Consider the following 25,462-nt stretch of genomic DNA (forward strand, 5'->3'; position numbering starts at 1 on the left):
CAGGTGAGCATCCGTACCCGGCACACGGCTCACTTCCTCCGCCGCGCGCAGTTCCCCGCGCCCCCGGTGTGACCACCACCAGCCCAAGCGCCGCAGGCGGGGGTGCTCGGGGGCCCGGTTAGGCTGGCGTTTCGCCCAGCCGTAGCACCGAGAAGGAAGGACTCCGCCCGTGACCGATTCCGGCACGCTCGGCCTCCTCGCCGACGCCTCCCCCTCCCCCGGCCCCACCGCCGACCCGCTCGCGAACCTGCCGACCTCGCCGGCCGAGGCGGCGGAGGCCACCAAGCAGGCCACCGAGTGGGTGGGCCGCAGCTGGCAGGGCTGGCTGGAGGGCGGCCTGCGGATCGTGCTGATCGTGCTGCTGGCCCTGGTGCTCCGCGCGGTGGTGCAGAAGCTCATCACCAAGTTCATAGCGCGGATGGTGCGCCCGACCGAGAGCGAGGCCGAGCTCAGCCGGTTCAGCGGGCTGCTGGCCAACAGCGGGGTGGTCAACACCGAGCGGCGGCAGCAGCGCTCGGAGGCGATCGGTTCGGTGCTGCGCAGCGTGACCTCGTTCACCATCCTGGGGACCGCCGCGCTGATGGTGCTCTCGGCGCTCGGGGTGAACCTGGCGCCGCTGCTGGCCAGTGCCGGTGTGGCCGGTGTGGCGATCGGTTTCGGCGCGCGGAACCTGGTGACCGACTTCCTCTCCGGGGTCTTCATGATCATGGAGGACCAGTACGGCGTCGGCGACGAGATCGACACCGGCGTGGCCACCGGCACCGTGCTGGAGGTGGGCCTGCGGGTGACCAAGCTGCGCGGTGGCAACGGCGAGATCTGGTACATCCGCAACGGCGAGGTGAAGCGGATCGCCAACATGAGCCAGGGCTGGGCCACCGCCTCGGTGGACGTGCAGGTCGGCTACAAGGAGGACCTGGCGAAGGTCGAGGAGCTGATCAAGGAGACGGCGGAGCGGCTCTCCAAGGAGAGCCCGTTCGACGAGTTGATCTGGGGTCAGGTCAAGGTGCTCGGGCTGGAGTCGGTGGCCTTCGACTCGGTGGTGCTCCGGGTCGAGGCGCGCACCTCGCCGGGCAACGCGCTGCTGGTCTCCCGCACCCTGCGCCAGCGCCTGAAGACGGCACTGGACGGAGCCGGGGTGAAGGTCAAGGAGGAGACCGTGACGGCCGCCGCTGCGGCTGCCGCGGCCGCCAAGTCGGCCGAGGACGCCACCGCGGCGGGTGCCGCGGCCGGCACCGCCCCCTCCGCGCTGGCCGACCCGACCTCCCCGGCCTCCCTCGCGACCAAGCCGATCCCCGCCCAGGGCACCGAGTAGCAGGGCCCGTCGAGGACCCCGCCGCCCTTCCGGGAGGCGGGGTCCTGGCGTGCGGCGGGTAACGCTTCGGCAACCTGCGGGCGACGCCCCGTTGACACCCCCTGGCCTAGGCGAATAGCTTCCTCTCAGGGATTGGAAACTTTCCTAACAGTCCAACGGGAGGCCCCGATCCGCACGGTCGGGGCCAGAGCAGGGAGGATTCTGGCTGTGACCGACAACACCCGCACCCCCCTGGCCGGCACCCCGAGCCTGCTGCGCGCGATCAACGACCGTGCGGCGCTGGAGCTGCTGCTGGCCCACGGCCCGCTCTCCCGGACCCAGATCGGCACCCTGACCGGCCTGTCCAAGCCCACCGCCTCCCAGCTGCTCGGAAGGCTGGAGAGCGCCGGCCTGGTGCTGCCGGTCGGCACCACGGCGGGCGGCCCGGGGCCGAACGCGCAGCTGTACCAGGTGAACCCGGCCGCCGGGTACGTGGCCGGGCTCGACGTGACGACCACTCATGTGCGCGCCGCCGTCGCCGACATCACCGGCTCCACGCTGGCCGAGCGGGTCACCCCCACCAAGGGCTGGCCGGCCGACGAGGCGGTGGCCCGCACCGCCGAGGTGCTGGCCGAGACCGTCCGGGAGGCCGGGCTGGCGCCGGGCCTCCTGCTGGAGACGGTGGTCGGCGTGCCCGGGGCGCTCGACCCGAACAGCGGGCTGCTGCGCTACGCCTCGCACCTGCCGGGCTGGCACTCGCCCCGGCTGCTGGAGGAGCTGACCGAGGCGCTCGGCTCCCACGTCACCGTGGAGAACGACGTCAACCTGGCCGCCATGGCCGAGCAGGCCTTCGGCGCCGCGCGGGGCAGCGAGGACTTCGTGCTGCTCTGGGCCGAGGAGGGCCTGGGCGCGGCGATCGTGATCGCCGGCCGGATGCACCGGGGCTTCACCGGCGGCGCCGGGGAGGTCGGCTACATGCCGGTGCCCGGCTCGCCGGTGGTGCACCACCCGCGGAAGAACACCGGCGGCTTCCAGGACCTGGCCGGCGCCGACGCGGTGATCGCGCTGGCCCGCGAGCACGGCCTGGAGGTGACCGCCGCCGACTCCACCGTCGAGGCCCTGGCCGAGGCGGCCGTCGAGGCCGCGCTGCGGACCGAGGGCGCCGGCGACGACTTCCTGGACACCCTGGCCGCCCGGCTGGCGGTCGGCCTGGCCGCGGTGGTCGCGGTGGTCGACCCGGAGCTGGTGGTGCTGGCCGGGCGCACCGTGGCGGCCGGCGGCGACCGGCTCTGCGAGCTGGTCCAGGCCGAGCTGGTCCGGACCTCCGTCCCCCGTCCCGAGGTGCGCTCCAGCACCGTCCCCGGCTCCCCCGTCCTGCAGGGCGCGCTGCAACGCGCGCTCGCCACCGCCCGGGAGACGGTCTTCACCACCCACTGACCACCTCCGCACCACCCGCACCACCCGCACCGCCCGCACCGCCTGATCCACCGTCACCACGCCACCGCCCGCCCACCGGGCGGTCCGGCCTGCCCGGATTCCCCCAGGAGGACCTTCGATGCGCTCCCCCCGCAGACCGTCCCGCGTACTCGCCGCCGTCACCGGCGGCGCCGTCCTGGCCCTGCTCGCCACCGCCTGCACCGGTACCGACTCCGGCGCCACGGACGAGTCGGCCGGCGGCAAGGACGTGACCATCACCTTCTGGCACGGCTGGAACCAGGAGAGCGAGATCAAGGCGATCGACGACAACGTCGCCGCCTTCCAGAAGGCCCACCCGAACATCAAGGTCAAGGTCGTCCCGCGGATCGAGGACGACAAGGTCCAGCAGGCGCTGCGGGCCGGCGGCCCGGACGCCCCGGACGTGGTCTCCTCCTTCAGCACCGACAACGTCGGCAAGTTCTGCGCCTCCAAGGCCTGGGTGGACCTCAACCCGCTGATGAAGAAGGACGGCATCGACCCGGCCAAGACCTTCCCGGCCGCGATGCTCAAGTACAGCCAGTTCCAGGGCAACCAGTGCTCGCTGCCGCTGCTCGGCGACGCCTACGGCCTGTACTACAACAGGAAGGCCTTCGCCGAGGCCGGGATCACCGACCCGCCGAAGACCTTCAGCGAGTTCGAGGCCGCCGCGGTCAAGCTGACCAAGGCCGAGGGCGACTCGTACAAGCAGCTCGGCTTCATGCCGAACTACCACGGCTACGAGACCGCGCTCCCGCACTACCTCAGCCAGTACGGCGTGGAGTACTTCGACGCCCAGGGCAAGTCCAACGTGCACACCGACCCCAAGGTGGCGCAGGCGCTGAACTGGCAGAAGGGCCTGGTCGACAAGCTGGGCGGGTTCGAGAAGCTGGAGAAGTACCGCACCGGCTTCGGTGACGAGTTCAGCGCGAAGAACCCCTTCCACACCGGCCAGGTCGCGATGGCGCTGGACGGCGAGTGGCGCACCGCCGCGCTGGCCGACGACAAGCCCGACTTCGAGTGGGCCACCGCGCCGTTCCCGGTGCCGGACGACCAGGCCGCCAGCTACGGCAAGGGCTACCAGACCGGCACCATCGTCGGCATCGCGAAGACCAGCCAGAAGCAGACCGCCGCCTGGGAGTTGGTGAAGTACCTGACCACCGACACCGACGCGGTGGTGAACTTCGCCAACGCGATCCACAACGTGCCGAGCACCTTCGCCGCGCTGGACTCGCCGAAGCTGACCGCGGACGCCAACTTCAAGACCTTCGTGGACATCGCCAAGAACCCGGCCTCCAACGGCGCCCCCGCCTCGGTCAACGGCGGTGCCTTCCAGGTCAGCCTGCAGAACTTCTCCTTCGAGGTGGAGGCCGGCCGCGCCTCCGACCTCAAGGCCGGGCTCACCGCCACGGCCAAGGAGATCGACGCCGCCGTCGACCAGGCCAAGTGACATGGCGCTCCCCGTCTCCACCGTCCCGGCGGCGCTGCGTCGCAAGCGCCGCCGGGAGGGCCTGCGCACCCTGGCCTTCCTCAGCCCCTGGCTGATCGGCTTCGGCGTCTTCTTCGTCTACCCCCTGGTCTCCACCGCGTACTTCTCCTTCATGCGGTACGACGGCTTCGGCGCGCCGACCTTCCGGGGCCTGCAGAACTGGATCTACGTCCTCGACGACTACCCGTCGTTCTGGACCGGCATGGCCAACACGCTCTGGCTGGTCGTGGTGATGGTCAGCCTCCGGGTCGCCTTCGGGCTGGGCATCGGGCTGCTGATCACCAAGGTGAAGACCGGCGCGGGCCTGTTCCGCACGCTCTTCTACCTCCCGTACCTGGCCCCGCCGGTGGCCGCCACGATGGCCTTCGCCTTCCTGCTCAACCCCGGCACCGGCCCGGTGAACGAGCTGCTCGGCGACCTCGGCCTGCCGGAGCCCGGCTGGTTCACCGACCCGGACTGGTCCAAGCCCGCGCTCACCATGCTGGCCATGTGGGGCATCGGCGACCTGATGGTGATCTTCATGGCCGCCCTGCTGGACGTGCCGCGGGAGCAGTACGAGGCGGCCGAGCTGGACGGCGCCGGCGCCTGGCAGAAGTTCCGCTTCGTCACCTTCCCGAACATCACCCCGATCGTGCTGTTCGCGGTGGTCACCGGGGTCATCCAGACCATGCAGTACTACACCCAGGCGATCGTGGCCGGGAAGGTGGCCAGCGGCGTGATCGGCGGCTCGGGCCAGCAGTTCGAGCCCGGCTACCCGAACGGCTCCACCTGGACGCTGCCGCAGATGGTCTACAACCTGGGCTTCCAGCAGGGCAACTACGGCGCCGCCTGTGTGGTGGCCCTGGTGCTGTTCGCCCTCTCGATGGCGTTCACCGCCGTGCTGATGCGCCGGAAGTCCGGGCTGCTGGGAAGTGAGGACTGATGGCCGCGACCGTCTCCGTACCGTTCACCCGCCGGGGCGCCGAGCTCCGGGTGGCCCGCCGCCGGGCCGCGCTGCACTGGGTGGCCGTGCACACCACCGCGATAGCGGCCGGGCTGTTCTTCGTGCTGCCCTTCGTCTTCGTGCTGCTCACCTCGCTGATGACGGACCGTCAGGCCCTCACCTCGGACCTCTGGCCGCACGAGTGGGTCTGGAGCAACTACGCCGAGGTGTTCAACACCCCCGGCTTCCTGAGCTGGTGGCGCAACACCCTGCTGTACGCCGGTCTCGGCACCGTGCTGACCATCGTGTCCAGCGTGCCGGTCGCCTACGCGCTGGCCCGGTTCCGCTTCCGCGGGCAGCGGCTGGCGATGCTCGCGGTGATCTCGATGATGATGCTGCCGCCGCAGGTGGTGATCATCCCGATGTACCTGTTCTGGGCCAAGCAGCTGCACCTGAGCGGGACGCTCTGGCCGCTGATCGTCCCGATGGCCTTCGGTGACGCGTTCTCGATCTTCCTGCTCCGGCAGTTCCTGCTGACCATCCCCAAGGAGTACGTGGAGGCCGCCCGGATCGACGGCTGCGGCGAACTGCGCACCCTGCTGCGGGTGGTGCTGCCGATGGCGAAGCCGGCCATCGCCGCCGTCGCGCTGTTCCAGTTCTTCTACTGCTGGAACGACTACTTCGGCCCGCAGATCTACTCCAGCGACAACCAGGACGCCTGGACCCTCAGCTACGGCCTGGCCTCCTTCAAGGCGGCCCACCACACCAACTGGAACCTCACCATGGCCGCCACCCTGCTGGTGATGGCCCCGGTGATCGTCCTCTTCTTCTTCGCACAGAAAGCCTTCATCGAAGGCGTGACACTGACAGGGGTCAAGGGCTGATGTCCGCACTGAAGTTGGCAATCGTCGGTGGCGGTTCCACCTACACGCCCGAACTCATCGACGGGTTCGCCCGGCTCCGCGACACCCTGCCGATCGGCGAGCTGGTGCTCGTCGACCCGGCCGCCGACCGGCTGGAGCTGATCGGCGGGCTGGCCCGGCGGATCTTCGCCAAGCAGGGCCACGACGCGGTGGTCACCACCACCACCGACGTGACAGCGGGCGTGCAGGGCGCGGACGCGGTGCTGCTCCAGCTCCGGGTCGGCGGCCAGGCCGCGCGCAACCAGGACGAGACCTGGCCGCTGGAGTGCGGCTGCGTCGGCCAGGAGACCACCGGCGCGGGCGGGCTGGCCAAGGCGCTGCGCACCGTCCCGGTGGTGCTCGACATCGCCGAGCAGGTCCGCCGGGCCAACCCGGACGCCTGGATCGTGGACTTCACCAACCCGGTCGGCATCGTCACCCGGGCGCTCCAGCAGGCCGGCCACAAGGCCGTCGGCCTGTGCAACGTGGCGATCGGCTTCCAGCGCAAGTTCGCCGCCCACCTGAACGTCGCCCCCGAGCTGGTCCGGCTCGACCACGTCGGCCTCAACCACCTCACCTGGGAGCGCGGCGTCACCCTGCTCGACTCCCCCGACGCGGCCACCGGCCGCGAGGTGCTGCCCGAGCTGCTGGCCGGCTTCGGCAAGGAGATCTCCGAGGACCTGCACCTGCCGCTGCCGGTGATCCAGCGGCTCGGCGTGGTGCCCTCCTACTACCTGCGCTACTTCTACCAGCACGACCAGGTGGTCGAGGAGTTGAAGGTGCAGGGCTCCCGGGCCGCGGCCGTCTCCGCGATCGAGGCCGAGCTGCTCGAGATGTACGCCGACCCGACCCTGGACACCAAGCCGGAGCTGCTGAGCAAGCGCGGCGGGGCGTTCTACTCCGACGCGGCCGTCCAGCTGATCGCCTCGCTGCTCGGCACCGACGGCCGCACCACCGTCCAGGTGGTCAACACCCGCAACGACGGCGTGCTGCCCTTCCTGCCCGACGACGCCGTGATCGAGGTCCCGGCCGAGGTGGACGCGGCGGGCGTGCGGCCGCTGCCGCAGCGGCCGGTCGAGCCGCTGTACGCGGGCCTGATCGCCGGGGTCACCGCGTACGAGCACCTGGCGCTGGACGCCGCGCTGCGCGGCGGCCGGGACCGGGTCTTCGACGCGCTCCTGGCGCACCCGCTGGTCGGGCAGATCGAGCTGGCGGACCAGCTGACGGACCGTCTGATCGCCCACAACCGTGCGCACCTGACATGGGCGTGAGCATTCCGCGGCAGGCCGGACCGGGGCAGTCGGCCCGGACTGCCCACAGTGGTGAGGACCTGATGCAGCAGACACAGCTCCCGGGCGTCCTGGCCGTCGACGCCGGGAACAGCAAGACCGACGTGGCCCTGGTCAGCACCGCGGGCGAGGTGCTCGGCCGGGCCCGGGGCGGCGGCTTCCAGCCGCAGAGCATCGGCGCCGAGGCCGCCATCGAGGGCCTGGCCCCGCTGGTCGCCTCGGTGGCCGCCCAAGCCGGGCTCGACCCCACCGCCGGGGTGCTGACCAGCCACGTCAGCGCCTGCCTGGCCAACGCCGACCTGCCGGTCGAGGAGGAGGCCCTGCTCACCGCGCTCTCCGCCCGGCCCTGGGGCCTGACCAGCCACGTCGCCAACGACACCTTCGGCCTGCTCCGGGCCGGCACCGACGGCCCGCTCGGGGTCGCGGTGGTCTGCGGCGCCGGGATCAACTGCGTCGGCCTGCTGCCGGACGGGCGCACCGCCCGCTTCCCCGCACTCGGCAAGCTCACCGGCGACTGGGGCGGCGGCGGCGGGCTCTCCCAGGAGGCCCTCTGGCACGCCGTCAGGGCCGAGGACGGCCGGGGCCGCCCGACCGCCCTCGCCCCGGCCACGGCCGCCCACTTCGGGCTGCCGACCGCCGGGGAGGTGGCCGAGGCGATCCACCTCGGCGAGCTGGACCCGGGCCGGCTGCACGAGCTGGTGCCGGTGCTGTTCGCCGTCGCGGGCGAGGGCGACACCGTCGCCCTCGAACTGATCGACCGTCAGGCCGACGAGATCACCCGCCTCGCGGTGGTCGCCCTGCGCCGCCTGGACCTGCTCGCCGAGACCGCCCCCGTGGTCCTCGGCGGCGGCGTCCTCGCCGCCCGCCACCCGCTCCTCCTCGACAACGTCATCGCCCGCCTGTCGGCCGCCGCCCCCCTCGCCGAACCCCGCGTCGTGGTCGCCCCGCCCGTCCTCGGCGCGGCCCTCCTCGGCCTCGACCACCTGGGCATCGGCGCCCCGGCCCAACAACGCCTCCGCGGCGCCTTCCCCACCCCCACCCTGGTCGCCTGACGGGAGCCGCCCTCCGGGCCGCCCTCGGACCGCCCGGAGGGCGGTCAGGGGCGCGGGGAACTGCGCGAATCGGAAGACACAGACCCGTGTGCCGGGTACGGAGTTTCACTTGCAAGTGAGCGTCCGTACCCGGCACACGGGTCGTCGCGTTCCCCTTCGCGCAGTTCCCCGCGCCCCTGGTGGCCCCTGCGGGGCCACAGCTAGTCGGCTCTGAAGGTGCGTCGGTAGTCCCGCGGGGCGACCCCGACGCGGCGGGTGAAGGCCGGCCGGAGGGATACCGCGGAGCCGAAGCCGCAGCGGAGCGCGATCTGCTCCACCGTCAGGTCCGTCTCCTCCAGGAGCCGCTGGGCCGCCAGCACCCGCTGCTCCGACAGCCACCGCAGCGGCGGCACCCCCACCGCCTCCGCGAACCGCCGCGCGAACGACCGCTCCGACATCACCGCCATCCGCGCCAACTCCCCCACCGTCCACGGCCGTTCCAGCGAGGCCAGGACAGCCGCCCGCACCCCGGCCAACGGATCCTCCCCGGCCTCCGGCACCGGCGAAGGGATGAACTGCGCCTGCCCGCCCGCGCGGAACGGCGCCGTCACCATCCCCCGGGCGATCGCCGCCGCCGTCCGCTGGCCGTGGGCGGCCCGGACCAGGTGCAGGCAGAGGTCGATCCCGGCCGCCACCCCCGCCGAGGTCCAGATCAGGTCGCCACCGGTGAAGAGCACCTCCGGATCGACCGTCACCGCCGGGTGGCGGCGCGCCAGTTCGCCGGCCAGGTGCCAGTGCGTGGTGGCCCGCCGGCCGTCCAGCAGCCCGGCCTCGGCGAGCAGGAAGGCCCCGGAGCAGAGCGAGGCGAGCGGGACGCCCGCCGCGTGCACGGCGCGCAGCGCGTCCAGTACCGGCCCCGGGGTGGGCGCGTACGGGTCCTCGACGCCCGGGACCAGCACCAGGTCGCAGTCGGCCAGCGCCGACAGGCCGAAGTCCGGCGTCCGTTCCAGCCCGCCGCCCAGCCGGGCCGGGCCCGCGCCGCAGACCCGCAGCTCGAACCCGGGCAGCCCCGGGCGGCTGCCCCGTCCGGGCGACCAGATCTCGGCGATCACCGCGTAGTCGAAGGCCCGGACACCGTCCAGGACCAGGCAGCCCACCGTTCGCATGGCAGGAATCTATCGATCACCGGCGCTCGGCGCCCTCACCGCCCTCCGGGGAGCGGCCGGAGGATGGAGCCATGACGAACACCAGCGCCTTCGACGCCCCGCTCACCCTCGACCCCGACGCCGTGCTGATCGTGATCGACGTCCAACAGGGCTTCGAGGACGAGGAGTTCTGGGGCCCCCGGGACAACCCGGACGCCGAGCGGCGGATCGCCGAACTGCTCGACGCCTGGCAGCGCACCGGCCGCCCGGTGGTGACGGTCCAGCACGGCGGCCCGCGCGGCCCGCTGGCGATCGGCTCCCCGGGCTACGCCCTCAAGCCCTTCGTGGCCGCCGTGACCCCCGACCTGCACATCACCAAGACCGTGAACAGCGCCTTCTACGGCACCCCCGACCTGCACGAGTGGCTGCAACTGCGTGGCGCCACCCAGCTGGTGGTGGCCGGCATCATGACCAACGTCTGCAACGAGACCACCGCCCGGATGGGCGGCAACCTCGGCTACGACGTGGTCTTCCCGATCGACGCCATGCACACCTTCGCGATGGCCGGGCCGGACGGCGAGACCGTCCCGGCCGAGGTGCTGACCCGGAGCACGGCGGCGGTGCTGCACGCGATGCGGTTCGCCAAGGTGGTCCGCACCGAGGAGGTCCTCAAGGCGGTCTGACCCCGCCTCAGGTGAGGTGAGGTCGGAGCAGGTGGTCGCGGACCCAGGCGGCCAGCAGCTCGGCGCAGCCGTCCACCGAATCGCGCCAGGTGCGGTCCGCGCCCGCGCCCGCCTCGTCGCTGACGTGCTTGACCAGCCGCACCGGCACCCCGGCCCGTTGGGCGGCGGTGGCCACCGCGTAGCCCTCCATGTCGACCAGGTCGGCCCGGGCGGCCAGCCGGTCGCGGGCGTCCGCGTCGGAGACGAAGAGGTCGCCGGTGGCGAGCACCGGGCCGGCGGCCACGCCGTCGAAGACGAGCTCGGCGCCGAAGGTGCGGCCGGTGAGGGAGCGCAGCACGGGGGTGTCCAGGTCGTGCTGGATCACCCGGGAGACCAGGTGGGTGCCCTCCAGGCCGGGGTGCAGGGCGCCCGCGGTGCCCAGGTTGACGACCTCGGAGGGCAGCTCGCCCCGGGCCAGCGTGGTGGCCAGCGCCACCGCGGCGTTGACCTTGCCCATGCCGGTGAGCAGGACGGGAAGCTCGCCGCCGAGGTGGGCGGCCTCCTCCTCGACCGCGACGACGAGCAGCGGACGGTCCGGGGTGATGGTTCCGATCAGACGCATGGCCCCCATCGTAGGGCGAACCCTTTCCCGCCCCCCATGGCCTTGATCGCCGGGAACCGCATAGGGTGCGTCCGGCGTCGCCCGTGAGGCGGACGCCGTGAAAGCTCAAGAGCGGCGCAACTCGCGTGTGGCTGCCGGACCGGGCGGCCATACTGCTCGCGAGGGACGGTTCCGGTAGGCGGGACGGTCCCAGGGGGAGGTTGGGGCAGGTGGCGACACCGGTGGTGCACGGCGGGCGTCCGCCGATACCGAGATCACCCGGCGGTGAGAGCTCGTCCGCGGCCGGGGCCAGACCGGCCGGCGGCCTGAGCAGGATCCTCGCCCCGGATCGGCTGAGAAGGCTGACCGGCACCGCGCCGGGGCGGCTGCGGGCCGCACTGACGGTGCTGACCGTCCTGGTGCTGGCCTTCGGCGCGCTGACGGCCTGGCAGGTGAGCGTCCGGGCCCGGGCCGCCGGGCAGGTGGTGACGCACGGTCAGCCGCTGAGCCAGGACACCGCAGAGGTGTACCGCTCGCTGGCCGACGCCGACACCACGGCCGCCGCCGTCTTCCTGCTCGCCTCCGAGGCCCCGCCGGAGCTGCGCGCCCGGTACGAGAAGGACCTGGCCACCGCCGGTGAGCTGCTCACCCGGGCCGCCGCGCGGACCGGCAGCAGCGGCGGCGGCAGCGCGCAGACCCAGCAGTGGGTGGCCGAGCTGAACCGGCAACTCCCGGTGTACGCGGGCCTGGTGGAGGCCGCCCGGGCCAACGACCGGCAGGGCCTGCCGCTCGGCGGGGCCTACCTGCGGTACGCCTCGAAGCAGATGCAGACCGAGATGCTGCCGGTCGCCCGGAAGCTGGTGGACTCCGAGAACCGGCGCCTCGACGAGGGCTACGACGAGGCCCGCGCCGTCCCGTGGGCCGGGATCGTGCTGGGGCTGCTGGTGCTGGGCGCGCTGGCCTGGTGCCAGGTCCAGCTGCTCCGCCGGACCAACCGGGTCTTCAACCCCGGCATGCTGGCCGCCACCGCGGCGGTGCTGGCCGGGCTGGCCTGGCTGGCGGTCGGCACCGTCTCGGCCCGGTCCGACCTCGGCGACAGCCGGGCCTCCGGCGCCGCGCCGCTGCGGGTGCTGAACCAGGCCCGGATCGAGGCGCTGCAGTCCCGCGCGGCGGAGAACCTGGACCTGGTCGCCCGGGGCGGCTCGGACTCCTACGACAAGGACTGGGCGCGGTACACCGCCGCACTGTCCGGGACCGCGGCCACGGCCGGCGACGGTGCCAAGTCCGGGGCGGACGGCGGGGGCACGCTGGCCCGGGCCGTCCAGGGCGCCCCGCGCGAGGCCGCGTCGGCGATCACCGAGGCCACGAACCAGTTCAGGCGCTGGGGTGCCCTGCACCAGAAGTCCGAGGACAGCGTCGACTACGGCGCCTCGCTGCGGATCGTGGTCGGCAGCGGCGGCGAGGCGGAGAGCTCCGCGTCCGCCTTCGGCGAGCTGGACCGGCAGTTGGGAGTAGCCGTCACCGCCGAGCAGGCGGCCTTCGACCGCGCGGCGCGCGGGGTGGACGGCGGGCTGGCCGCACTGGCCTGGGGCGTCGGCGTGCTGGCGCTGCTGTCGGCGGCGGGGGTCGCGGTGGGCTTGGGCCGCCGCCTGGCGGAGTACCGGTAGGGGGAGTCGACGGTGCGTACGGTACGAACGGTTCGTGGAACCACGCTCGCCGCGGCGGCGGGCGGCATCGCGGTGGCGCTGGCCGCCGCCGGGCTGACGGTCGGTCTGCGGGCCGCCCCGGCGGGTCCGCCGGCTCCGGCCGCCGCTCCCGCAGCTGCGGCCTTGGCGGTCCCGGCCGCACCCGCGGCGGCTGCCGGGGACTGCGCGGAGCGGACGGTGGCGCCCAGCTCCTCGCTGACGGGCCGTAAGGTCCAGGAGATCAAGGCCCGCGGCACGCTGCTGGTCGGCGTGGACCAGAACAGCTTCAACTGGGGCTACCGGAACCCGCAGACCGGCAGGATCGAGGGCTTCGACATCGAACTGGCCAAGGCGATCGCCAAGGCGGTGCTGGGCAGCCCGGACAAGATCACCTTCCGGACGGTGACGACCCCGAAGCGGATCGAGGCGATCCGCACCGGCCAGGTGGACCTGATCGTCCGCACCATGACCATCAACTGCGAGCGCTGGAACGACATCGCCTTCTCCGCGCCCTACTTCGTCAACGGCCAGCGGCTGGTGGTGCCGAAGGCGGCGGCGGCCAGGACGGTGGCGGAGGGGATGAAGGACAAGCGCGTCTGCGCGGCCCAGCAGTCCTCCTCCGACACCGAGTTGAAGAAGCCCGGGTACGGCACCGCCTCGGTGACCCTGGTGGAGAACCAGCTGGACTGCCTGGTGCTGATGCAGCTCGGGAAGGTGGACGCCACCCTGACCGACGGTTCGCTGGCCGCCGCCCAGGTGGCCCAGGACCCCACCGCCCGGATGGTCGACGAGAACCTGGGCTCGACCAGGATGGGGATCGGCATGAAGCAGGAGGACGCCGACCTGCAGGCGCTGGTCAACCAGGTCCTGCTGGACTACCGGGCGAACGGCGGCTGGCAGGCGGCCTACGACACGTGGCTGGCGAAGAGCATGGGAAGCTCCTCGACGCCCTACCTGCCGTGACGGCGGCCGGGTCCGTGGTGAGGTTCTGTTCCGGGTCGTGGTCGAGATCCGGTCCGTGGTCGAGAGAGGGATGACGTGGCGTTGGCAGGAGCTGCCGGGCCGGCGATGAGCCGGGAGGAGGTGGACCGCGAGCTGGGCCGGCTGGGTGCCGAGCGCGACGCGGTCGAAGCCGCGCTGCTCGCCCTCCAGGAACACCAGGGCCGCCGGCTGCTGGAGGGTGCCGCCCTGAGCGGGCGGACCCAGGAGCGCTGGGCGGTGGCCGAGCCCGGGCTCGCGCTGCTCTGGGCGCTGTTCGACCGCTACGCCGAGGCACTGGCCTCGGCCCGCGCGGTCCGGGCCCGGCGCAACCGCCCCGGCGGGGCGGAGCTGGCCGAGCTCACCGAACTGCTGAGCGGCCCGGCCGTGACCGTCTCCGGCGGCCAACTGCCGGACGCCGCCGGACCGGTGCCGGTCCGTCTGGTGGAGCGGATCAGCCTGGCCGAGCTGCTGGAGCGGATGAACGCCTGGTACGCCGCCGTCTACGAGGTGGTGGCCGCGGCGGACGCGGTCTGGACGGCGCTGCCCGCCCGGATCGACCTGCTGCTGGCCGAGCTGGGCCGGGTCCGGATGCTCTCCGGCTCGGTCGGGGTGCGCAGCGGGGCGCACCCGCTGGCCGACGACCTGGACGGCCTGGAGCGGGAACTGACGGAGCTTCGGGCCGAGGTGCGGGCCGACCCGCTGGCGTTCTGGCGGCCGGGGCGGGTGCCCGCGCAGCGCAGCGGGGCGGTCTCGCCCGAGGCGGCGATGGCGGGCGTGCTGGCGGGGGCGGCGGACACCGAACGCTTCGACCGGGCCGGACGGGCGCTGGACGGGCTCCGGATGGAGCTGGACGGACTGCTGCGGCTGCGCGACGAGGCCCAGGACCGGCTCCAGCAGGTCGGCGACCTGCTGCGCCGGGCCGACGCCACGCTGGCCGAGGCCCGCCGGGCCCGCGGCGAGGTGCTGGCGAAGATCGCCGCCACCGAGGTGCCGCAGGTGCCCGGGCCGGCCTCCGCGCTGCGCGAACGGGTCACACTGGCGGTCGAGTTGCAGCAGACCGGCCAGTGGCACCGGCTGGCGCCACTGCTGGACGCCCTGGAGGACGTGGCGGCCAAGGAGCTCGGCCGGGCCCGGCAATCCCTCACCGAGGTGGCCCAACCGCTGGCCGTACGGGCCGAGTTGCGCGGCCGCCTGGAGGCGTACAAGGCGATGGCCGCCCGGCTGGGGCTGGCCGAGGACCCGGTGGTGGTGGAGCGCTTCGAGAAGGCGCGCTGGCTGCTGTGGAGCGCGCCCTGCGACCTGCGCGCGGCGGCGGAGGCGGTGGTCCGCTTCCAGCAGGCGCTGCGGCCGCCGGCACCGGCCGTGCCCGCTGCCGCTGCCGCTGCCGCTGCCACCGAACAACCGCAGGACCGGATACCGGACGGACAGGGGGATGGCGTCGATGGGTGAGAACTGCGTCCGACCGGACTGCTCCGGCGGGACGATCGACCAGGACGGCTACTGCGACAACTGCGGCCTGGCGCCGCTCGGTTCGACCACCACCTCGTCCTCGGGGCCGGTGGCGTCCTCGGCATCCAAGGCCGCGGGGCCGGTGCCCGGTCTGCCGGCCGCCGGGGACGACTGCTCCCGTGGCTGCGGCGGGACCATCGACCAGGACGGCTACTGCGACGAGTGCGGCCTGGCCGCGGAGACCGGCCGGGTGGCCGCCGTCCCGTCGGCCCGGACCGAGCCGTACTCCGGCACCTCCTCCTCCCGTTCCTCCCGGACCATGTCGGGCCGCTCCCGTTCGCACCGCTCCACCCGGACCGGCAGCGGCCGGTCGGTCTCGGTGCGCAGCGGCACCGGCGGCGGCTCCACCGGGACGGCGCGGCGCGGCAACCTGGGCGCGGGCCTGGTGAACGTCCCCGTGGTGCCGGCGGCCGATCCGGCCTCGGCAGTGCTGACCGACCCTCAGGTGCCGGAGCGCAAGCGCTTCTGCAGCAACTGCGACGCCGAGGTGGGCCGGGAGAAGAACGGCCGCCCGGGCCGGCCCGACGGCTTCTGCACCAAGTGCGGCACCCCGTACTCCTTCACGCCCAAGCTCATGCGGGGCGACGTGGTGGGCGGCCAGTACGAGGTGATGGGCTGCCTGGCGCACGGCGGCCTGGGCTGGATCTACCTGGCGGCCGACCGCCGGGTGAACGACCGCTGGGTGGTGCTCAAGGGCCTGCTCGACACCGGGGACCAGGACGCCCTGGCGGTGGCCATCGCCGAACGCCGTTTCCTGGCCGAGGTGGACCACCCGAACATCGTCCGCATCATCAACTTCGTCGAGCACCCCGACCTGCGCACCGGCTCCATCGACGGCTACATCGTGATGGAGTACGTCGGCGGCCTGTCGCTCAAGGACATCGCCAACGACCGCCGTGCCGTGGACGGACGGCGCGACCCGCTCCCGGTCGAGCAGGCCATCGCGTACGCGCTGGAGGCGCTCCCCGCGCTGGGCTACCTGCACGCCCGGGGGTTGGTGTACTGCGACTTCAAGATCGACAACGTGATCCAGAGCGAGGACTCGCTCAAGATCATCGACATGGGCGCGGTCTGCCGGATCGGCGAGGACGGCCCGATCTACGGCACCCTCGGCTACCAGGCCCCCGAGATCGCCACCGACGGCCCCTCGGTCGCCTCCGACCTCTACACGGTGGCCCGCACGCTGGCCGTGCTGACCTTCGACTTCCAGGGCTACAACACCCGCTTCCGGTACGAGCTGCCCGGCCCCGAACAGGTCCCGCTGTTCGCCCGGTACGAGTCGTACTACCGGCTGCTGGTCCGGGCCACCGACCCGGACCCGGCCCGCCGCTTCGGCTCCGCCGAGGAGATGGCCGGGCAGCTCACCGGCGTGCTGCGCGAGCTGCTCAGCCTCCAGGACGGCCGCCCCCGCCCCGCCCTCTCCACCCTCTTCGGACCGGAACCGCGGGTGGTGGACCGCGAGCTGACACCGGCTCCGCCCGCCCCGGCGGCCGCCGCGCTCGCCCTGCCGGTGCCGCTGGTCGACCCGACCGACGCCTACGCGGGCCTGCTCGCCACCCTCAGCACCAGCGGCCCCGACGAGGCGCTCGCCGCCCTGGCCACCGCCCCGTCCCCGTCGGTGGAGCTGCGGCTGCGCGCCCTGCGCGCCCACCTCGAACTGGCCTCGGCCGGCGTCCCGGGGAGCCCCGTGCCCGCCCCCGCCCTCCCGGCCCCGGTCGAGATGACGCCCGGCGGGCCGCTGGTGCAGCTGCCGCCGGAGGGCGTCTCCCGGGGCGGCGCGCTGCGCTCCGCCGAGGCCGAGCTGCTCGCACTGGAGCAGGACCACGGCGACGACTGGCGGGTGGTCTGGTACCGGGCACTGTCCGAACTGGTGGCCGGCCGGGCCGAGACCGCCGCCGAGTCCTTCGACGCGGTCTACGACGCCTTCCCGGGCGAGCCCGCGCCCAAGCTGGCCCTCGCGGTCTGCGCCGAGCTGCTCGGCAACGGCGAGGACGCCGCCGAGTTCTACCGCCTGGTCGGCACCACCGACCGCAACTACGTGAGCGCCGCCTTCGGCCTGGCCCGGGTGCTGCTGGCGGCCGACGACCGGGAGGGGGCGGTGCGGGCGCTGGAGAGCGTGCCGGAGTCCTCGGCGCACTGGACCGCCGCCCGGGTCGCCACCCTGCGGGCCCGGCTGCGCGGGCGGCCCGCCACCGATCCGCTCGGCCCGGAACTGGCGCGCTGCTCCGAGCAGCTGACGGTGCTTCCGCTGGACGCCCGACACGCCGGGGAGCTCTCGGTGGAGCTCCTGGAGGCCGCCCTCGGCTGGGTCCTGGCCGGCTCCCCCGGCGGGGCCGGGAACGAGGCCTCGTCGGAGGGTACCGCCGGCACCTCCCCCGGCACCCTCGACGTGCTCGGCCGACCCGCCGTTGAACGGGAACTGCGCTTCGCCCTGGAACACTCCTATCGAGTACTGGCACGGTTGACCGACCGCGCCGAGATCAGGATCGAGATGGTGGAGCGGGCCAACCGTGCCCGCCCCCGGACGTGGGTGTGAACCGATGCCGCAGCAGCAGACCGTGTGCCCGAGCTGTGCCGAGCCGCTGGACCCCGAGGACGACTACTGCGGCGCCTGCGGCGTCGGCGTGACCGAGGCCACCGCCCCCGGCCCCACCGCGTCCGACCGCACCACCTCCGGGCGCACCACTCCCGAGCACTCCGCCCCCGGGCGCTCCGCCCCCGGGCGCTCCGCCGACGGACCGTCAGCGACCGCGCCGTGCGTGCACTGCGGAGCCGCCGAGCTGACCGCCGACGGATACTGCGAGGCCTGCGGCGGCGCGCAGCCGCGCCCGCGCGACCACCAGGAGCGGGAGGTGGAGGGCGTCGCCGGGGTGACCGACCGGGGGCTGCGGCACCACCGGAACGAGGACGACTTCTCGGTGGCCGCCACCCGGCTGCCCAGCGGCGAGCCCGTCGCGCTCGCGGTGGTCTGCGACGGCGTGTCCTCCTCGGCCCGTCCCGACGAGGCCTCCGCGACCGCCGTCCGGGCCGCCACGGCGCACCTGCTCGCGGCGCTGGAGCGCGGCCAGCGGCCCGACCAGGCGATGCGGGACGCGATCGGCGAGGCCGCCAAGGCGGTCAGCGAGCTGGCGAAGGACGGCGTCCGCACCCCCGGCGGCAGCCTCAACTCACCGGCCTGCACCTACGTCAGCGCGGTCTCGGCGGCCGGGCTGGTCACCATCGGCTGGGTGGGCGACACCCGGGCGTACTGGATCCCGGACGACCGCGAGTCGGCCGTCCCGTACCGGCTCACCGAGGACGACTCCTGGGCGGCCCGGGTGGTGGCGATCGGCCTGATGGACGAGGCCGAGGCGTACGCCGACCCGCGCGCCCACGCGATCACCGGCTGGCTCGGCGCCGACGCCGAGGACCTGGAGCCGCACACCGTGAGCTTCACCCCGCACGTCCCCGGCGTGCTGCTGGTCTGCACCGACGGCCTGTGGAACTACGCCGAGGCGGCCGAGGCACTGGCCGAGCGGGTCCGCCCGGACGCCCGGACCGAGCCGCTCGCGGCGGCCCGGAGCCTGGTGGAGTTCGCGGTGGCCGCCGGTGGGCACGACAACATCACGGTCGCGGTGCTGCCGATCAGCCCGCCGCCGGAGTCCTCGCTCCAGACCGTCCCCCTCCAGGCCGGTACCGCCGTCGGCGCCGCCCCGCTGCACTCCGACCCGACCATCCAGCTCCACCGGCCCGCCGACCAGACCCTCCAACTCCAGCTCCAGCCAACGGCCGACCCGGCCTGACGACCGGTCAGCCCGGCCGGCGCCCACCCGCTCCCCGCGCCCGTGTCCCCCCATCGACCCAGCGACCCAGCGATCCCGTGATCACCCGATCCGCACGACAGGAGCAACGATGGCCGTTCTGTCCCGGCCCGAGCCGAGTTTCAACGTCGACGTCTTCCAGAACGAGTACCTCGCCGAGGGCGCCCGCGAGGTGAACGCGATCGTCACCGTGACCGCGACCGGCGGCGGGACCACCGGCGGGCGCCCGGTCTCCCGGGACGCCGTGGACGGTGCGGCCGGTGCGGCCGCCGCGACCGGCACCCAGGCCGCCGTGGTGATCATGGTGGACTGCTCCGGCTCGATGGACCACCCGGCCGAGAAACTGCGCAACGCCCGGGCCGCCACCGCCGTCGCGGTGGACACCATCCGGGACGGCGTCGCCTTCGCGGTGGTGGCCGGCACCCACGAGGCCACCGAGGTCTACCCGGGCGGCGGGAAGCTCGCCGTGGCGGGCGACGCCACCCGGGCCCAGGCCAAGGAGGCGCTGCGCCGGCTCTCGGCGAGCGGCGGCACCGCGATCGGCACCTGGCTGCTGAAGGCCCGTCAGCTCTTCGCCAGCCGCCCCGAGGCCACCATCCGGCACGGCATCCTGCTCACCGACGGCCGCAACGAGCACGAGAAGCCGGGCGGTCTGGACGCAGCCCTGGAGGCGGCCGCCGGGTACTTCACCGTGGACTGCCGCGGCGTCGGCACCGACTGGGAGGTGGCCGAGCTGCGCACGATCGCCTCGGCCCTGCTCGGCACCGTGGACATCGTCGCCGAACCCTCCGGCCTGGCGGAGGACTTCCGGCAGATGATGGAGACCGCGATGGGCAAGCAGGTCGCCGACGTCTCCCTCCGGGTCTGGACGCCGGCCAACGCCGTGGTGCGCTACGTCAAGCAGGTCTCCCCCTCCCTGGAGGACCTGACGGACCACCGGACCGAGGCGGGGCCGCGCGCCGGGGACTACCCGACCGGCTCCTGGGGCGACGAGAGCCGCGACTACCACGTCTGCGTGGAGGTGCCCTCCGCCGAGGTCGGCAACGAGATGCTGGCGGCCCGGATAAGCCTGGTGCTGCCGCGGCCGGACGGCAGCACCGAAGTCCTCTCCCAGGGCCTGGTGCGCGCGGTCTGGACCGACGACCTCGCCTCCACCACCCGGATCAGCCCGCAGGTCGCCCACTACACCGGCCAGGCCGAGCTGGCCTCCTCCATCCAGGAGGGCCTGGAGGCGCACCGGGCCGGTGACCTGGACCGGGCCACCGCCAAGCTGGGGGCGGCGGTGCGGATCGCCCACCGGACCGGGAACGACTCCACCTACAAGCTCTTGCAGAAGGTGGTGGACGTGGTGGACCCGAAGGAAGGTACCGTTCGGTTCCGTAAGAACGTGAGCGAAGCCGACTCGATGACGCTGGAGACCCGGTCCACCAAGACCGTCCGGGTGAAGAAGTGACGGCTCGGGAGACCGGGCCGCTCGTGCTGGACTCTGCTGGAACGTGACGTCGCTGGAATGTGGGGGACCTGATGCCGATCTGCCCTAGGGGCCACGAGTCGCAGGCCGAGGACTGGTGCGACTTCTGCGGCTTCCCGATGGCGCCGCCGCCCGGGCTGGCCGTGCCGGGTTCGGCCGCACCGTTCGCCAGCGGGCACACGCCCGCGCCGGGCACCGGGACACCGCCGACCGCTCCGCCGACGCACCTCCCTCCGGTCTCGCCGGTCGCACCGGTCTCCCCGGTGGCGCCCGCGCCGCCGGTCGCTCCCCCCGCGCACTTCGGGCACCAGCAGGACCCGTACGGGGCGGGCGCACCGCAGCAGCACACCCACCCCGGCCAGCACGACCCGTACGCCGGGCACCAGGCCCAGCAGCACCAGGCCCAGCACCAGCAGCAGCACCAGCCGCACTCGGCGCCGTACCAGCCGCACCCTCAGCAGCCGGACCCGTACGCCCAACCCCCGGGCGGGGCAGGGCAGTTCGCCCCTCACCCGGCGCACCCCGGCCACGCCGCACCGGCCCCCGGGCTCACCACGGACCTGGTCACCTGCCCGATCTGCCGGACCCCGCAGACCGGCCGGTACTGCGAGGAGTGCGGCTTCGACTACGCCCTCTCCAACCCCGAGGCCCAGCACCCCGGCGCCGGCCGCCACTCCGGCTTCCCGCCGCCCGCCCCGGCACCCGCGCCCGGGCCGTACCAGCCGCCCGTCCCGGCGCCGGCCCCGACGCCCGACCCGTACCGGCCCCCGGTGCCGCCGCCCGCGCCCGGCCCGGAGCCCTCGCCCTTCCCCCCGCTCGGCACCCAGGGCGCCGCCGCCGCGCCGCCGGCTCCCGGCGCACCCGCGGCGCCGGGGGCGTTCGGCGCGGGCGATCCGTTCCGCAAGCACGAGCGGTTCGGGGAGCCGACGGGTGCCGAGGCCCTGCAGACCTTCGACTCGGGCCCGACCTACGCCCAGCCCGGCACCGCGCCCGGTGACGAGTTCGGCACCTCGTTCCACCTCCAGCCGCCGGCCACCCCGCAGCAGCCTCCGGCCGCCACCGCCCGGTCCACCTGGATCGCGGTGGTCAGCGCGGACCGGGACTACTTCACCGACATGATGGCCCGCAGCGGCCCGGAGGCGGCCGGGCTGTTCTTCCCGCCGTACTGCCCGGAGCGGCGGATACCGCTCACCGGCCGGGGGCAGCTGCGGATCGGCCGCCGCAGCCAGCACCGGGGCACCGTCCCGGAGATCGACCTCTCGGTCCCGCCGGAGGACCCGGGCGCCTCGCACCAGCACGCCATGCTGGCCGAACAGGCGGACGGCAGCTGGGTCCTGGTGGACCAGGACTCCACCAACGGCACCACGGTCAACAACGGCGCCGAGCCGGTGCCCCCGCACACCGCGATCCCGCTCAACGACGGCGACCGCGTCCACATCGGCGCCTGGACCACGATCACCCTGCACCGCTCCTGACGCCCCGTCCGCCAGGCCACGCACGCCCCGCCGCCCCGGCGGCCGCGCACCCGACGTTCCACGGTCCTAGGCCGATGGACCTGGTGTACGGCCGCCGGGGCGGTCTGCGACCATGGTCAAGTGACTGACGAGGTGACCTTCTTCGACCAGGTCGGCGGCGAGCCGACGTTCCGACGGCTGGTGCACGTCTTCTACCAGGGCGTCGCGGAGGACGAGTTGCTTCGCCCGATGTACCCGGAGGAGGACCTCGGGCCGGCCGAGGAGCGGTTCGCGCTGTTCCTGATGCAGTACTGGGGCGGCCCCCGCACCTACAGCGAGGAGCGCGGCCACCCCCGGCTCCGGATGCGGCACGCGCCGTTCAAGGTGGACCGCGCCGCCCACGACGCCTGGCTGCGCCACATGCGCACGGCGCTGGACTCGCTGGAGCTGCCGGCCGACGCCGAGCGCCAGCTCTGGGACTACCTGACCTACGCCGCCGCCTCGATGGTCAACACCGCGGGCTGAGCCCCCCACGCCGCTGACATCAGCGCAGCGGGCTGAGACCCAGCCCCGCCCCCGGAGCGGCGGCCGCGCGCAGCGCGACCGATCCGGCCGGGGTGCCCAGGCGCAGCCAGGCGCCGGAGCGGTGGGTGGTGACCGGGCCGCCGGGGGTGAGGAAGCCGATCACCTGGGCGGCGTGGGCCGCGCGCAGCGGGAAGCCGGGGGCCGCGGTCAGCGGGCGGGACCAGATCTCGTCGGCCAGCTCGTCCAGCACCGACCGGGTGCGGTGGTGCTCCGGCACCTCCGCGCTGCGCCGCTTGAACTCCTCGATGGCGGCGGCCAGTTCGGGCACCACCTCGGCGGCGGCGGTCTCGGTGATCCGCTCCCAGCCGGTCCTCGGGGGGAGCAGCCCGGCCCAGGCCGGGCCGGTCACCGGGGCGGGCAGGCTCAGCGCGTCGGCCGCCTCGTCCAGTCCGTCGAGCAACTGCCCGGCGGAGACGGTGAGGTCGAACTCGGGGGCGTCCGTGCCGAGCCGGACGCTGCGCACCGCGAGCACCCCGGCGCCGCCGAGCGGCAGCCGGCCGAAGACCGCCAGCACCACGCCCTCCGTGCCGCCGCCGGCCCGTACCGCCTGGAGCCGGACGGCCGCCGCCCGGTCGAAGCGCAGCAGCCGGGTCAGGAAGGCGGCCAGAGCGGCGGCCTCGCCCTGGTCGGCGAGCGGGAGCGGGGCGGGGGTGGTCAACGCGGATCAGCTCACTTGTGGGGGCGGCTCCGCGCGAGGCTGCGACGCGCAGGGAACGGCGACGCGCGGGAGACGGCTACGGGAAGGCCCACCGGGCGGGTGCCCCGGGGCGGTCGGTGACGGACTGTCAGGCGGCGCGGCTTCAGGCCGCGGCGGCCGCCACACCGGGCGACCGGCCTCCGGCACGCTCCCCGGCCTGGTCGGCGTCCTCGGTGAAGCGGCTCAGGAACTCGCGCTCGACCGGGCTGATCCGGCGCGGGCGGCCCTCGGCCAGGTCGTAGGGGACCACCACGGTGGAGGCGCGGACGTAGACCGTCTCGGTGCCGTCCGCGGCGGTGTCCTTGATCTCGTAGGCCACGGTGAGCGAGGCCCCGCCGATCCTGGTCACCCAGGTCTCCACGGTGACCGGCTCGGGCCGGTGCACCAGCGGGCGCTTGTAGTCGATCTCGTGACGGGCCACCACCGAGCCGCCCGCGAACTCCCCGGCACCGGCGGCGGCGGCCTGGGTGAACATGAAGTCGATCCGGGCCTCCTCCAGGTAGCGCAGGAAGACCACGTTGTTCACGTGTCCGAAGGCGTCCATGTCGGACCACCGCAGGGGGCAGGCGTAGATGTGGCGTGCCACGGTCGATCTCTCCTCAGAATCTGGTTGCCCGTCAACCGACGTGACCCGCCGGCAGCTTACGGGCGGCGGTCCGGCAGCCCGCCCGCGGGGGGCGGGCTGCCGGACCGGGTCGCACCGACCGGTCAGTCGCGGGTCAGCTTCTTGTAGGTGGCCCGGTGCGGGCGGGCGGCGTCGGCGCCGAGCCGCTCGATCTTGTTCTTCTCGTACGAGTCGAAGTTGCCCTCGAACCAGAACCACTTGCTCTCGCCCTCGTAGGCGAGGATGTGGGTGGCCACCCGGTCCAGGAACCAGCGGTCGTGCGAGATGACCACGGCGCAGCCGGGGAACTCCAGCAGCGCGTTCTCCAGCGAGGAGAGGGTCTCGACGTCGAGGTCGTTGGTGGGCTCGTCGAGGAGCAGCAGGTTGCCGCCCTGCTTGAGGGTGAGCGCCAGGTTGAGGCGGTTGCGCTCACCACCGGAGAGCACCCCGGCCGGCTTCTGCTGGTCCGGGCCCTTGAAGCCGAACGCCGAGACGTAGGCGCGGGACGGCATCTCGACCTGGCCGACGTTGATCCAGTCCAGACCGTCGGAGACGACCTCCCAGAGCGTCTTCTTCGGGTCGATGTTGGCGCGCGACTGGTCGACGTAGCTGATCTTGACCGTCTCGCCGACCTTGACGGTCCCGGAGTCCGGGGTCTCGAGGTCCAGGAGCATCTTGAACAGCGTGGTCTTGCCGGCGCCGTTGGGGCCGATGATGCCGACGATGCCGTTGCGCGGCAGGGTGAAGCTGAGGTCGTCGATGAGGATCTTCTCGCCGAAGGCCTTGCCGAGGTGGTCCACCTCGATCACGACGCTGCCCAGACGCGGGCCCGGCGGGATCTGGATCTCCTCGAAGTCCAGCTTCCGCATCTTGTCGGCCTCGGCCGCCATCTCCTCGTAACGGGCGAGACGGGCCTTGGACTTGGCCTGGCGGCCCTTGGCGTTGGAGCGGACCCACTCCAGCTCTTCCCGGAGCCGCTTGGCGCGCTTGGCGTCCTTCTGGCCCTCGACCTTGAGACGGGACTGCTTGGTCTCGAGGTAGGTGGAGTAGTTGCCCTCGTACGGGTACGCGCGGCCGCGGTCGAGCTCCAGGATCCACTGGGCGACGTTGTCCAGGAAGTACCGGTCGTGGGTGACGGCGACGACGGTGCCGGGGTACTTCTCGAGGTGCTGCTCCAGCCAGTTCACCGACTCGGCGTCGAGGTGGTTGGTGGGCTCGTCGAGGAGCAGCAGGTCGGGCTGCTCCAGCAGCAGCTTGCAGAGCGCGACGCGGCGGCGCTCACCACCGGAGAGCTTGGTAACCGGCCAGTCGCCGGGCGGGCAGCCCAGGGCGTCCATGGCCTGCTCCAGCTGGACGTCCAGGTCCCAGGCGTTGGAGTGGTCCAGGTCCTCCTGGAGCTTGCCCATCTCGTCGAGCAGGGCGTCGGAGTAGTCCGTCGCCATCAGCTCGGCGATCTCGTTGAACCGGTCGAGCTTGCCCTTGATCTCCTTGACGCCGTCCTGGACGTTCTCCAGGACCGTCTTGGTCTCGTCGAGCGGGGGCTCCTGGAGGAGCATGCCGACGGTGAAGCCCGGCGACAGGAAGGCGTCACCGTTGGAGGGGTGCTCCAGCCCGGCCATCATCTTCAGCACCGTGGACTTACCGGCGCCGTTGGGGCCCACGACGCCGATCTTCGCCCCGGGGAGGAAGCTCAGCGTCACGTCGTCAAGGATGACCTTGTCGCCATGGGCCTTGCGCACCTTGCGCATGGTGTAGATGTATTCCGCCACGTGAGATCGCTCCGGCGTCGTCGTGTGAGATGGGGACCGCCCCGCAACTACGGGGAGCCGAACATTCGGCTTGCAGCGTTCCATTCTGCCGCAACGCGGCACCCGCCCCGAACCGCCCTTCCC

The 25,462-nt window shown here is 73.5% G+C and carries 21 protein-coding genes; 16 read left to right on the forward strand and 5 right to left on the reverse strand.

Annotation, left to right across the window (positions count from 1 at the left end; translation table 11 throughout):
• Positions 1-169 precede the first annotated feature (169 nt).
• The 7 genes from ACZ6ZR_RS06525 to ACZ6ZR_RS06555 all read left to right on the forward strand — a co-directional run bounded on the left by ACZ6ZR_RS06525 (position 170) and on the right by ACZ6ZR_RS06555 (position 8,397).
• Positions 170-1,312, forward strand: a complete 1,143-nt coding sequence (locus ACZ6ZR_RS06525; RefSeq protein ID WP_465639979.1) for a mechanosensitive ion channel family protein — start codon at positions 170-172, stop codon at positions 1,310-1,312.
• Positions 1,313-1,513: 201 nt separating this feature from the next.
• Positions 1,514-2,728, forward strand: coding sequence for an ROK family transcriptional regulator (locus ACZ6ZR_RS06530; protein WP_465640075.1), 1,215 nt, complete (start codon positions 1,514-1,516; stop codon positions 2,726-2,728).
• A 118-nt stretch (positions 2,729-2,846) separates the two neighbouring features.
• Positions 2,847-4,193, forward strand: a complete 1,347-nt coding sequence (locus ACZ6ZR_RS06535) for an ABC transporter substrate-binding protein (RefSeq protein ID WP_465639981.1) — start codon at positions 2,847-2,849, stop codon at positions 4,191-4,193.
• Between the two features lies 1 nt (position 4,194).
• Positions 4,195-5,154 (forward strand): carbohydrate ABC transporter permease, encoded by a 960-nt coding sequence (locus tag ACZ6ZR_RS06540; protein WP_465639983.1) that lies wholly within the window; start codon positions 4,195-4,197, stop codon positions 5,152-5,154.
• Positions 5,154-6,038 carry a carbohydrate ABC transporter permease gene (locus tag ACZ6ZR_RS06545; RefSeq protein WP_465639985.1) on the forward strand — a complete coding sequence of 295 codons (885 nt, stop codon included), beginning with the start codon at positions 5,154-5,156 and terminating at the stop codon, positions 6,036-6,038. Before ACZ6ZR_RS06540 ends, ACZ6ZR_RS06545 begins: the two co-directional genes overlap by 1 nt.
• Positions 6,039-6,046: 8 nt before the next feature.
• The gene (locus ACZ6ZR_RS06550) at positions 6,047-7,327 is read left to right on the forward strand and encodes a 6-phospho-beta-glucosidase (protein WP_465640077.1); all 1,281 of its coding nucleotides are present in this window, start codon (positions 6,047-6,049) and stop codon (positions 7,325-7,327) included.
• Between the two features lie 62 nt (positions 7,328-7,389).
• On the forward strand, positions 7,390-8,397 hold the full coding sequence (locus tag ACZ6ZR_RS06555; RefSeq protein ID WP_465639987.1) for an N-acetylglucosamine kinase: 1,008 nt from the start codon (positions 7,390-7,392) through the stop codon (positions 8,395-8,397).
• 200 nt (positions 8,398-8,597) lie between these two features.
• Here the strand turns inward: ACZ6ZR_RS06555 and ACZ6ZR_RS06560 are convergent, their stop codons facing one another.
• Positions 8,598-9,542 carry a GlxA family transcriptional regulator gene (locus ACZ6ZR_RS06560; RefSeq protein ID WP_465639989.1) on the reverse strand — a complete coding sequence of 315 codons (945 nt, stop codon included), beginning with the start codon at positions 9,540-9,542 and terminating at the stop codon, positions 8,598-8,600.
• A gap of 71 nt (positions 9,543-9,613) precedes the next feature.
• On the opposite strand from ACZ6ZR_RS06560, the gene ACZ6ZR_RS06565 reads away from it, so the two are divergent.
• Positions 9,614-10,204 carry a cysteine hydrolase family protein gene (locus ACZ6ZR_RS06565; RefSeq protein ID WP_465639991.1) on the forward strand — a complete coding sequence of 197 codons (591 nt, stop codon included), beginning with the start codon at positions 9,614-9,616 and terminating at the stop codon, positions 10,202-10,204.
• A 7-nt stretch (positions 10,205-10,211) separates the two neighbouring features.
• Here the strand turns inward: ACZ6ZR_RS06565 and ACZ6ZR_RS06570 are convergent, their stop codons facing one another.
• A complete protein-coding gene (locus ACZ6ZR_RS06570; protein ID WP_465639993.1) occupies positions 10,212-10,805 on the reverse strand; it encodes a nucleosidase in 594 nt (197 codons plus the stop codon).
• Positions 10,806-11,014: 209 nt separating this feature from the next.
• Between ACZ6ZR_RS06570 and ACZ6ZR_RS06575 the strand changes: the two genes are divergently transcribed.
• The 8 genes from ACZ6ZR_RS06575 to ACZ6ZR_RS06610 all read left to right on the forward strand — a co-directional run bounded on the left by ACZ6ZR_RS06575 (position 11,015) and on the right by ACZ6ZR_RS06610 (position 22,209).
• Entirely contained in the window at positions 11,015-12,451 is a 1,437-nt protein-coding gene (locus ACZ6ZR_RS06575; protein ID WP_465639995.1) for a hypothetical protein, read from the forward strand.
• Between the two features lie 12 nt (positions 12,452-12,463).
• Complete coding sequence (locus tag ACZ6ZR_RS06580) at positions 12,464-13,432, forward strand: glutamate ABC transporter substrate-binding protein (protein ID WP_465639997.1); 969 nt, start codon at positions 12,464-12,466, stop codon at positions 13,430-13,432.
• Between the two features lie 105 nt (positions 13,433-13,537).
• Entirely contained in the window at positions 13,538-14,899 is a 1,362-nt protein-coding gene (locus ACZ6ZR_RS06585; RefSeq protein ID WP_465639999.1) for a hypothetical protein, read from the forward strand.
• On the forward strand, positions 14,892-17,495 hold the full coding sequence (locus ACZ6ZR_RS06590) for a serine/threonine-protein kinase (protein WP_465640001.1): 2,604 nt from the start codon (positions 14,892-14,894) through the stop codon (positions 17,493-17,495). Before ACZ6ZR_RS06585 ends, ACZ6ZR_RS06590 begins: the two co-directional genes overlap by 8 nt.
• 4 nt (positions 17,496-17,499) lie before the next feature.
• Positions 17,500-18,741, forward strand: a complete 1,242-nt coding sequence (locus ACZ6ZR_RS06595) for a PP2C family protein-serine/threonine phosphatase (RefSeq protein WP_465640003.1) — start codon at positions 17,500-17,502, stop codon at positions 18,739-18,741.
• Positions 18,742-18,850: 109 nt separating this feature from the next.
• Positions 18,851-20,212, forward strand: a complete 1,362-nt coding sequence (locus tag ACZ6ZR_RS06600; RefSeq protein ID WP_465640005.1) for a VWA domain-containing protein — start codon at positions 18,851-18,853, stop codon at positions 20,210-20,212.
• A gap of 71 nt (positions 20,213-20,283) precedes the next feature.
• A complete protein-coding gene (locus ACZ6ZR_RS06605; protein WP_465640007.1) occupies positions 20,284-21,705 on the forward strand; it encodes an FHA domain-containing protein in 1,422 nt (473 codons plus the stop codon).
• Positions 21,706-21,825: 120 nt separating this feature from the next.
• Positions 21,826-22,209, forward strand: coding sequence for a globin (locus tag ACZ6ZR_RS06610; RefSeq protein WP_465640009.1), 384 nt, complete (start codon positions 21,826-21,828; stop codon positions 22,207-22,209).
• 19 nt (positions 22,210-22,228) lie between these two features.
• Here the strand turns inward: ACZ6ZR_RS06610 and ACZ6ZR_RS06615 are convergent, their stop codons facing one another.
• From ACZ6ZR_RS06615 to ettA, 3 genes are all read right to left on the reverse strand, one after another.
• Positions 22,229-22,927: a DUF8010 domain-containing protein gene (locus ACZ6ZR_RS06615; protein ID WP_465640011.1), complete on the reverse strand. Its 699-nt coding sequence runs from the start codon at positions 22,925-22,927 to the stop codon at positions 22,229-22,231.
• 142 nt (positions 22,928-23,069) lie between these two features.
• Positions 23,070-23,552, reverse strand: coding sequence for an acyl-CoA thioesterase (locus tag ACZ6ZR_RS06620; protein ID WP_465640013.1), 483 nt, complete (start codon positions 23,550-23,552; stop codon positions 23,070-23,072).
• Between the two features lie 122 nt (positions 23,553-23,674).
• Positions 23,675-25,339, reverse strand: coding sequence for an energy-dependent translational throttle protein EttA (gene ettA, locus ACZ6ZR_RS06625; protein ID WP_465640015.1), 1,665 nt, complete (start codon positions 25,337-25,339; stop codon positions 23,675-23,677).
• Positions 25,340-25,462 lie beyond the last annotated feature (123 nt).

The organism is Kitasatospora sp. NPDC088742 (assembly GCF_055584905.1).

Bases quoted from the DNA above. Each gene is read 5' to 3' on its own strand.
- ACZ6ZR_RS06545 (WP_465639985.1), top strand. From the start codon at position 5,154: ATGGCCGCGACCGTCTCCGTACCGTTCACCCGCCGGGGCGCCGAGCTC.
- ACZ6ZR_RS06605 (WP_465640007.1), top strand. From the start codon at position 20,284: ATGCCGATCTGCCCTAGGGGCCACGAGTCGCAGGCCGAGGACTGGTGC.
- ACZ6ZR_RS06585 (WP_465639999.1), top strand. From the start codon at position 13,538: ATGAGCCGGGAGGAGGTGGACCGCGAGCTGGGCCGGCTGGGTGCCGAG.
- ACZ6ZR_RS06535 (WP_465639981.1), top strand. From the start codon at position 2,847: ATGCGCTCCCCCCGCAGACCGTCCCGCGTACTCGCCGCCGTCACCGGC.
- ACZ6ZR_RS06570 (WP_465639993.1), bottom strand. From the start codon at position 10,805: ATGCGTCTGATCGGAACCATCACCCCGGACCGTCCGCTGCTCGTCGTC.
- ACZ6ZR_RS06565 (WP_465639991.1), top strand. From the start codon at position 9,614: ATGACGAACACCAGCGCCTTCGACGCCCCGCTCACCCTCGACCCCGAC.
- ACZ6ZR_RS06560 (WP_465639989.1), bottom strand. From the start codon at position 9,542: ATGCGAACGGTGGGCTGCCTGGTCCTGGACGGTGTCCGGGCCTTCGAC.
- ACZ6ZR_RS06600 (WP_465640005.1), top strand. From the start codon at position 18,851: ATGGCCGTTCTGTCCCGGCCCGAGCCGAGTTTCAACGTCGACGTCTTC.
- ACZ6ZR_RS06590 (WP_465640001.1), top strand. From the start codon at position 14,892: ATGGGTGAGAACTGCGTCCGACCGGACTGCTCCGGCGGGACGATCGAC.
- ACZ6ZR_RS06540 (WP_465639983.1), top strand. From the start codon at position 4,195: ATGGCGCTCCCCGTCTCCACCGTCCCGGCGGCGCTGCGTCGCAAGCGC.
- ACZ6ZR_RS06595 (WP_465640003.1), top strand. From the start codon at position 17,500: ATGCCGCAGCAGCAGACCGTGTGCCCGAGCTGTGCCGAGCCGCTGGAC.
- ACZ6ZR_RS06555 (WP_465639987.1), top strand. From the start codon at position 7,390: ATGCAGCAGACACAGCTCCCGGGCGTCCTGGCCGTCGACGCCGGGAAC.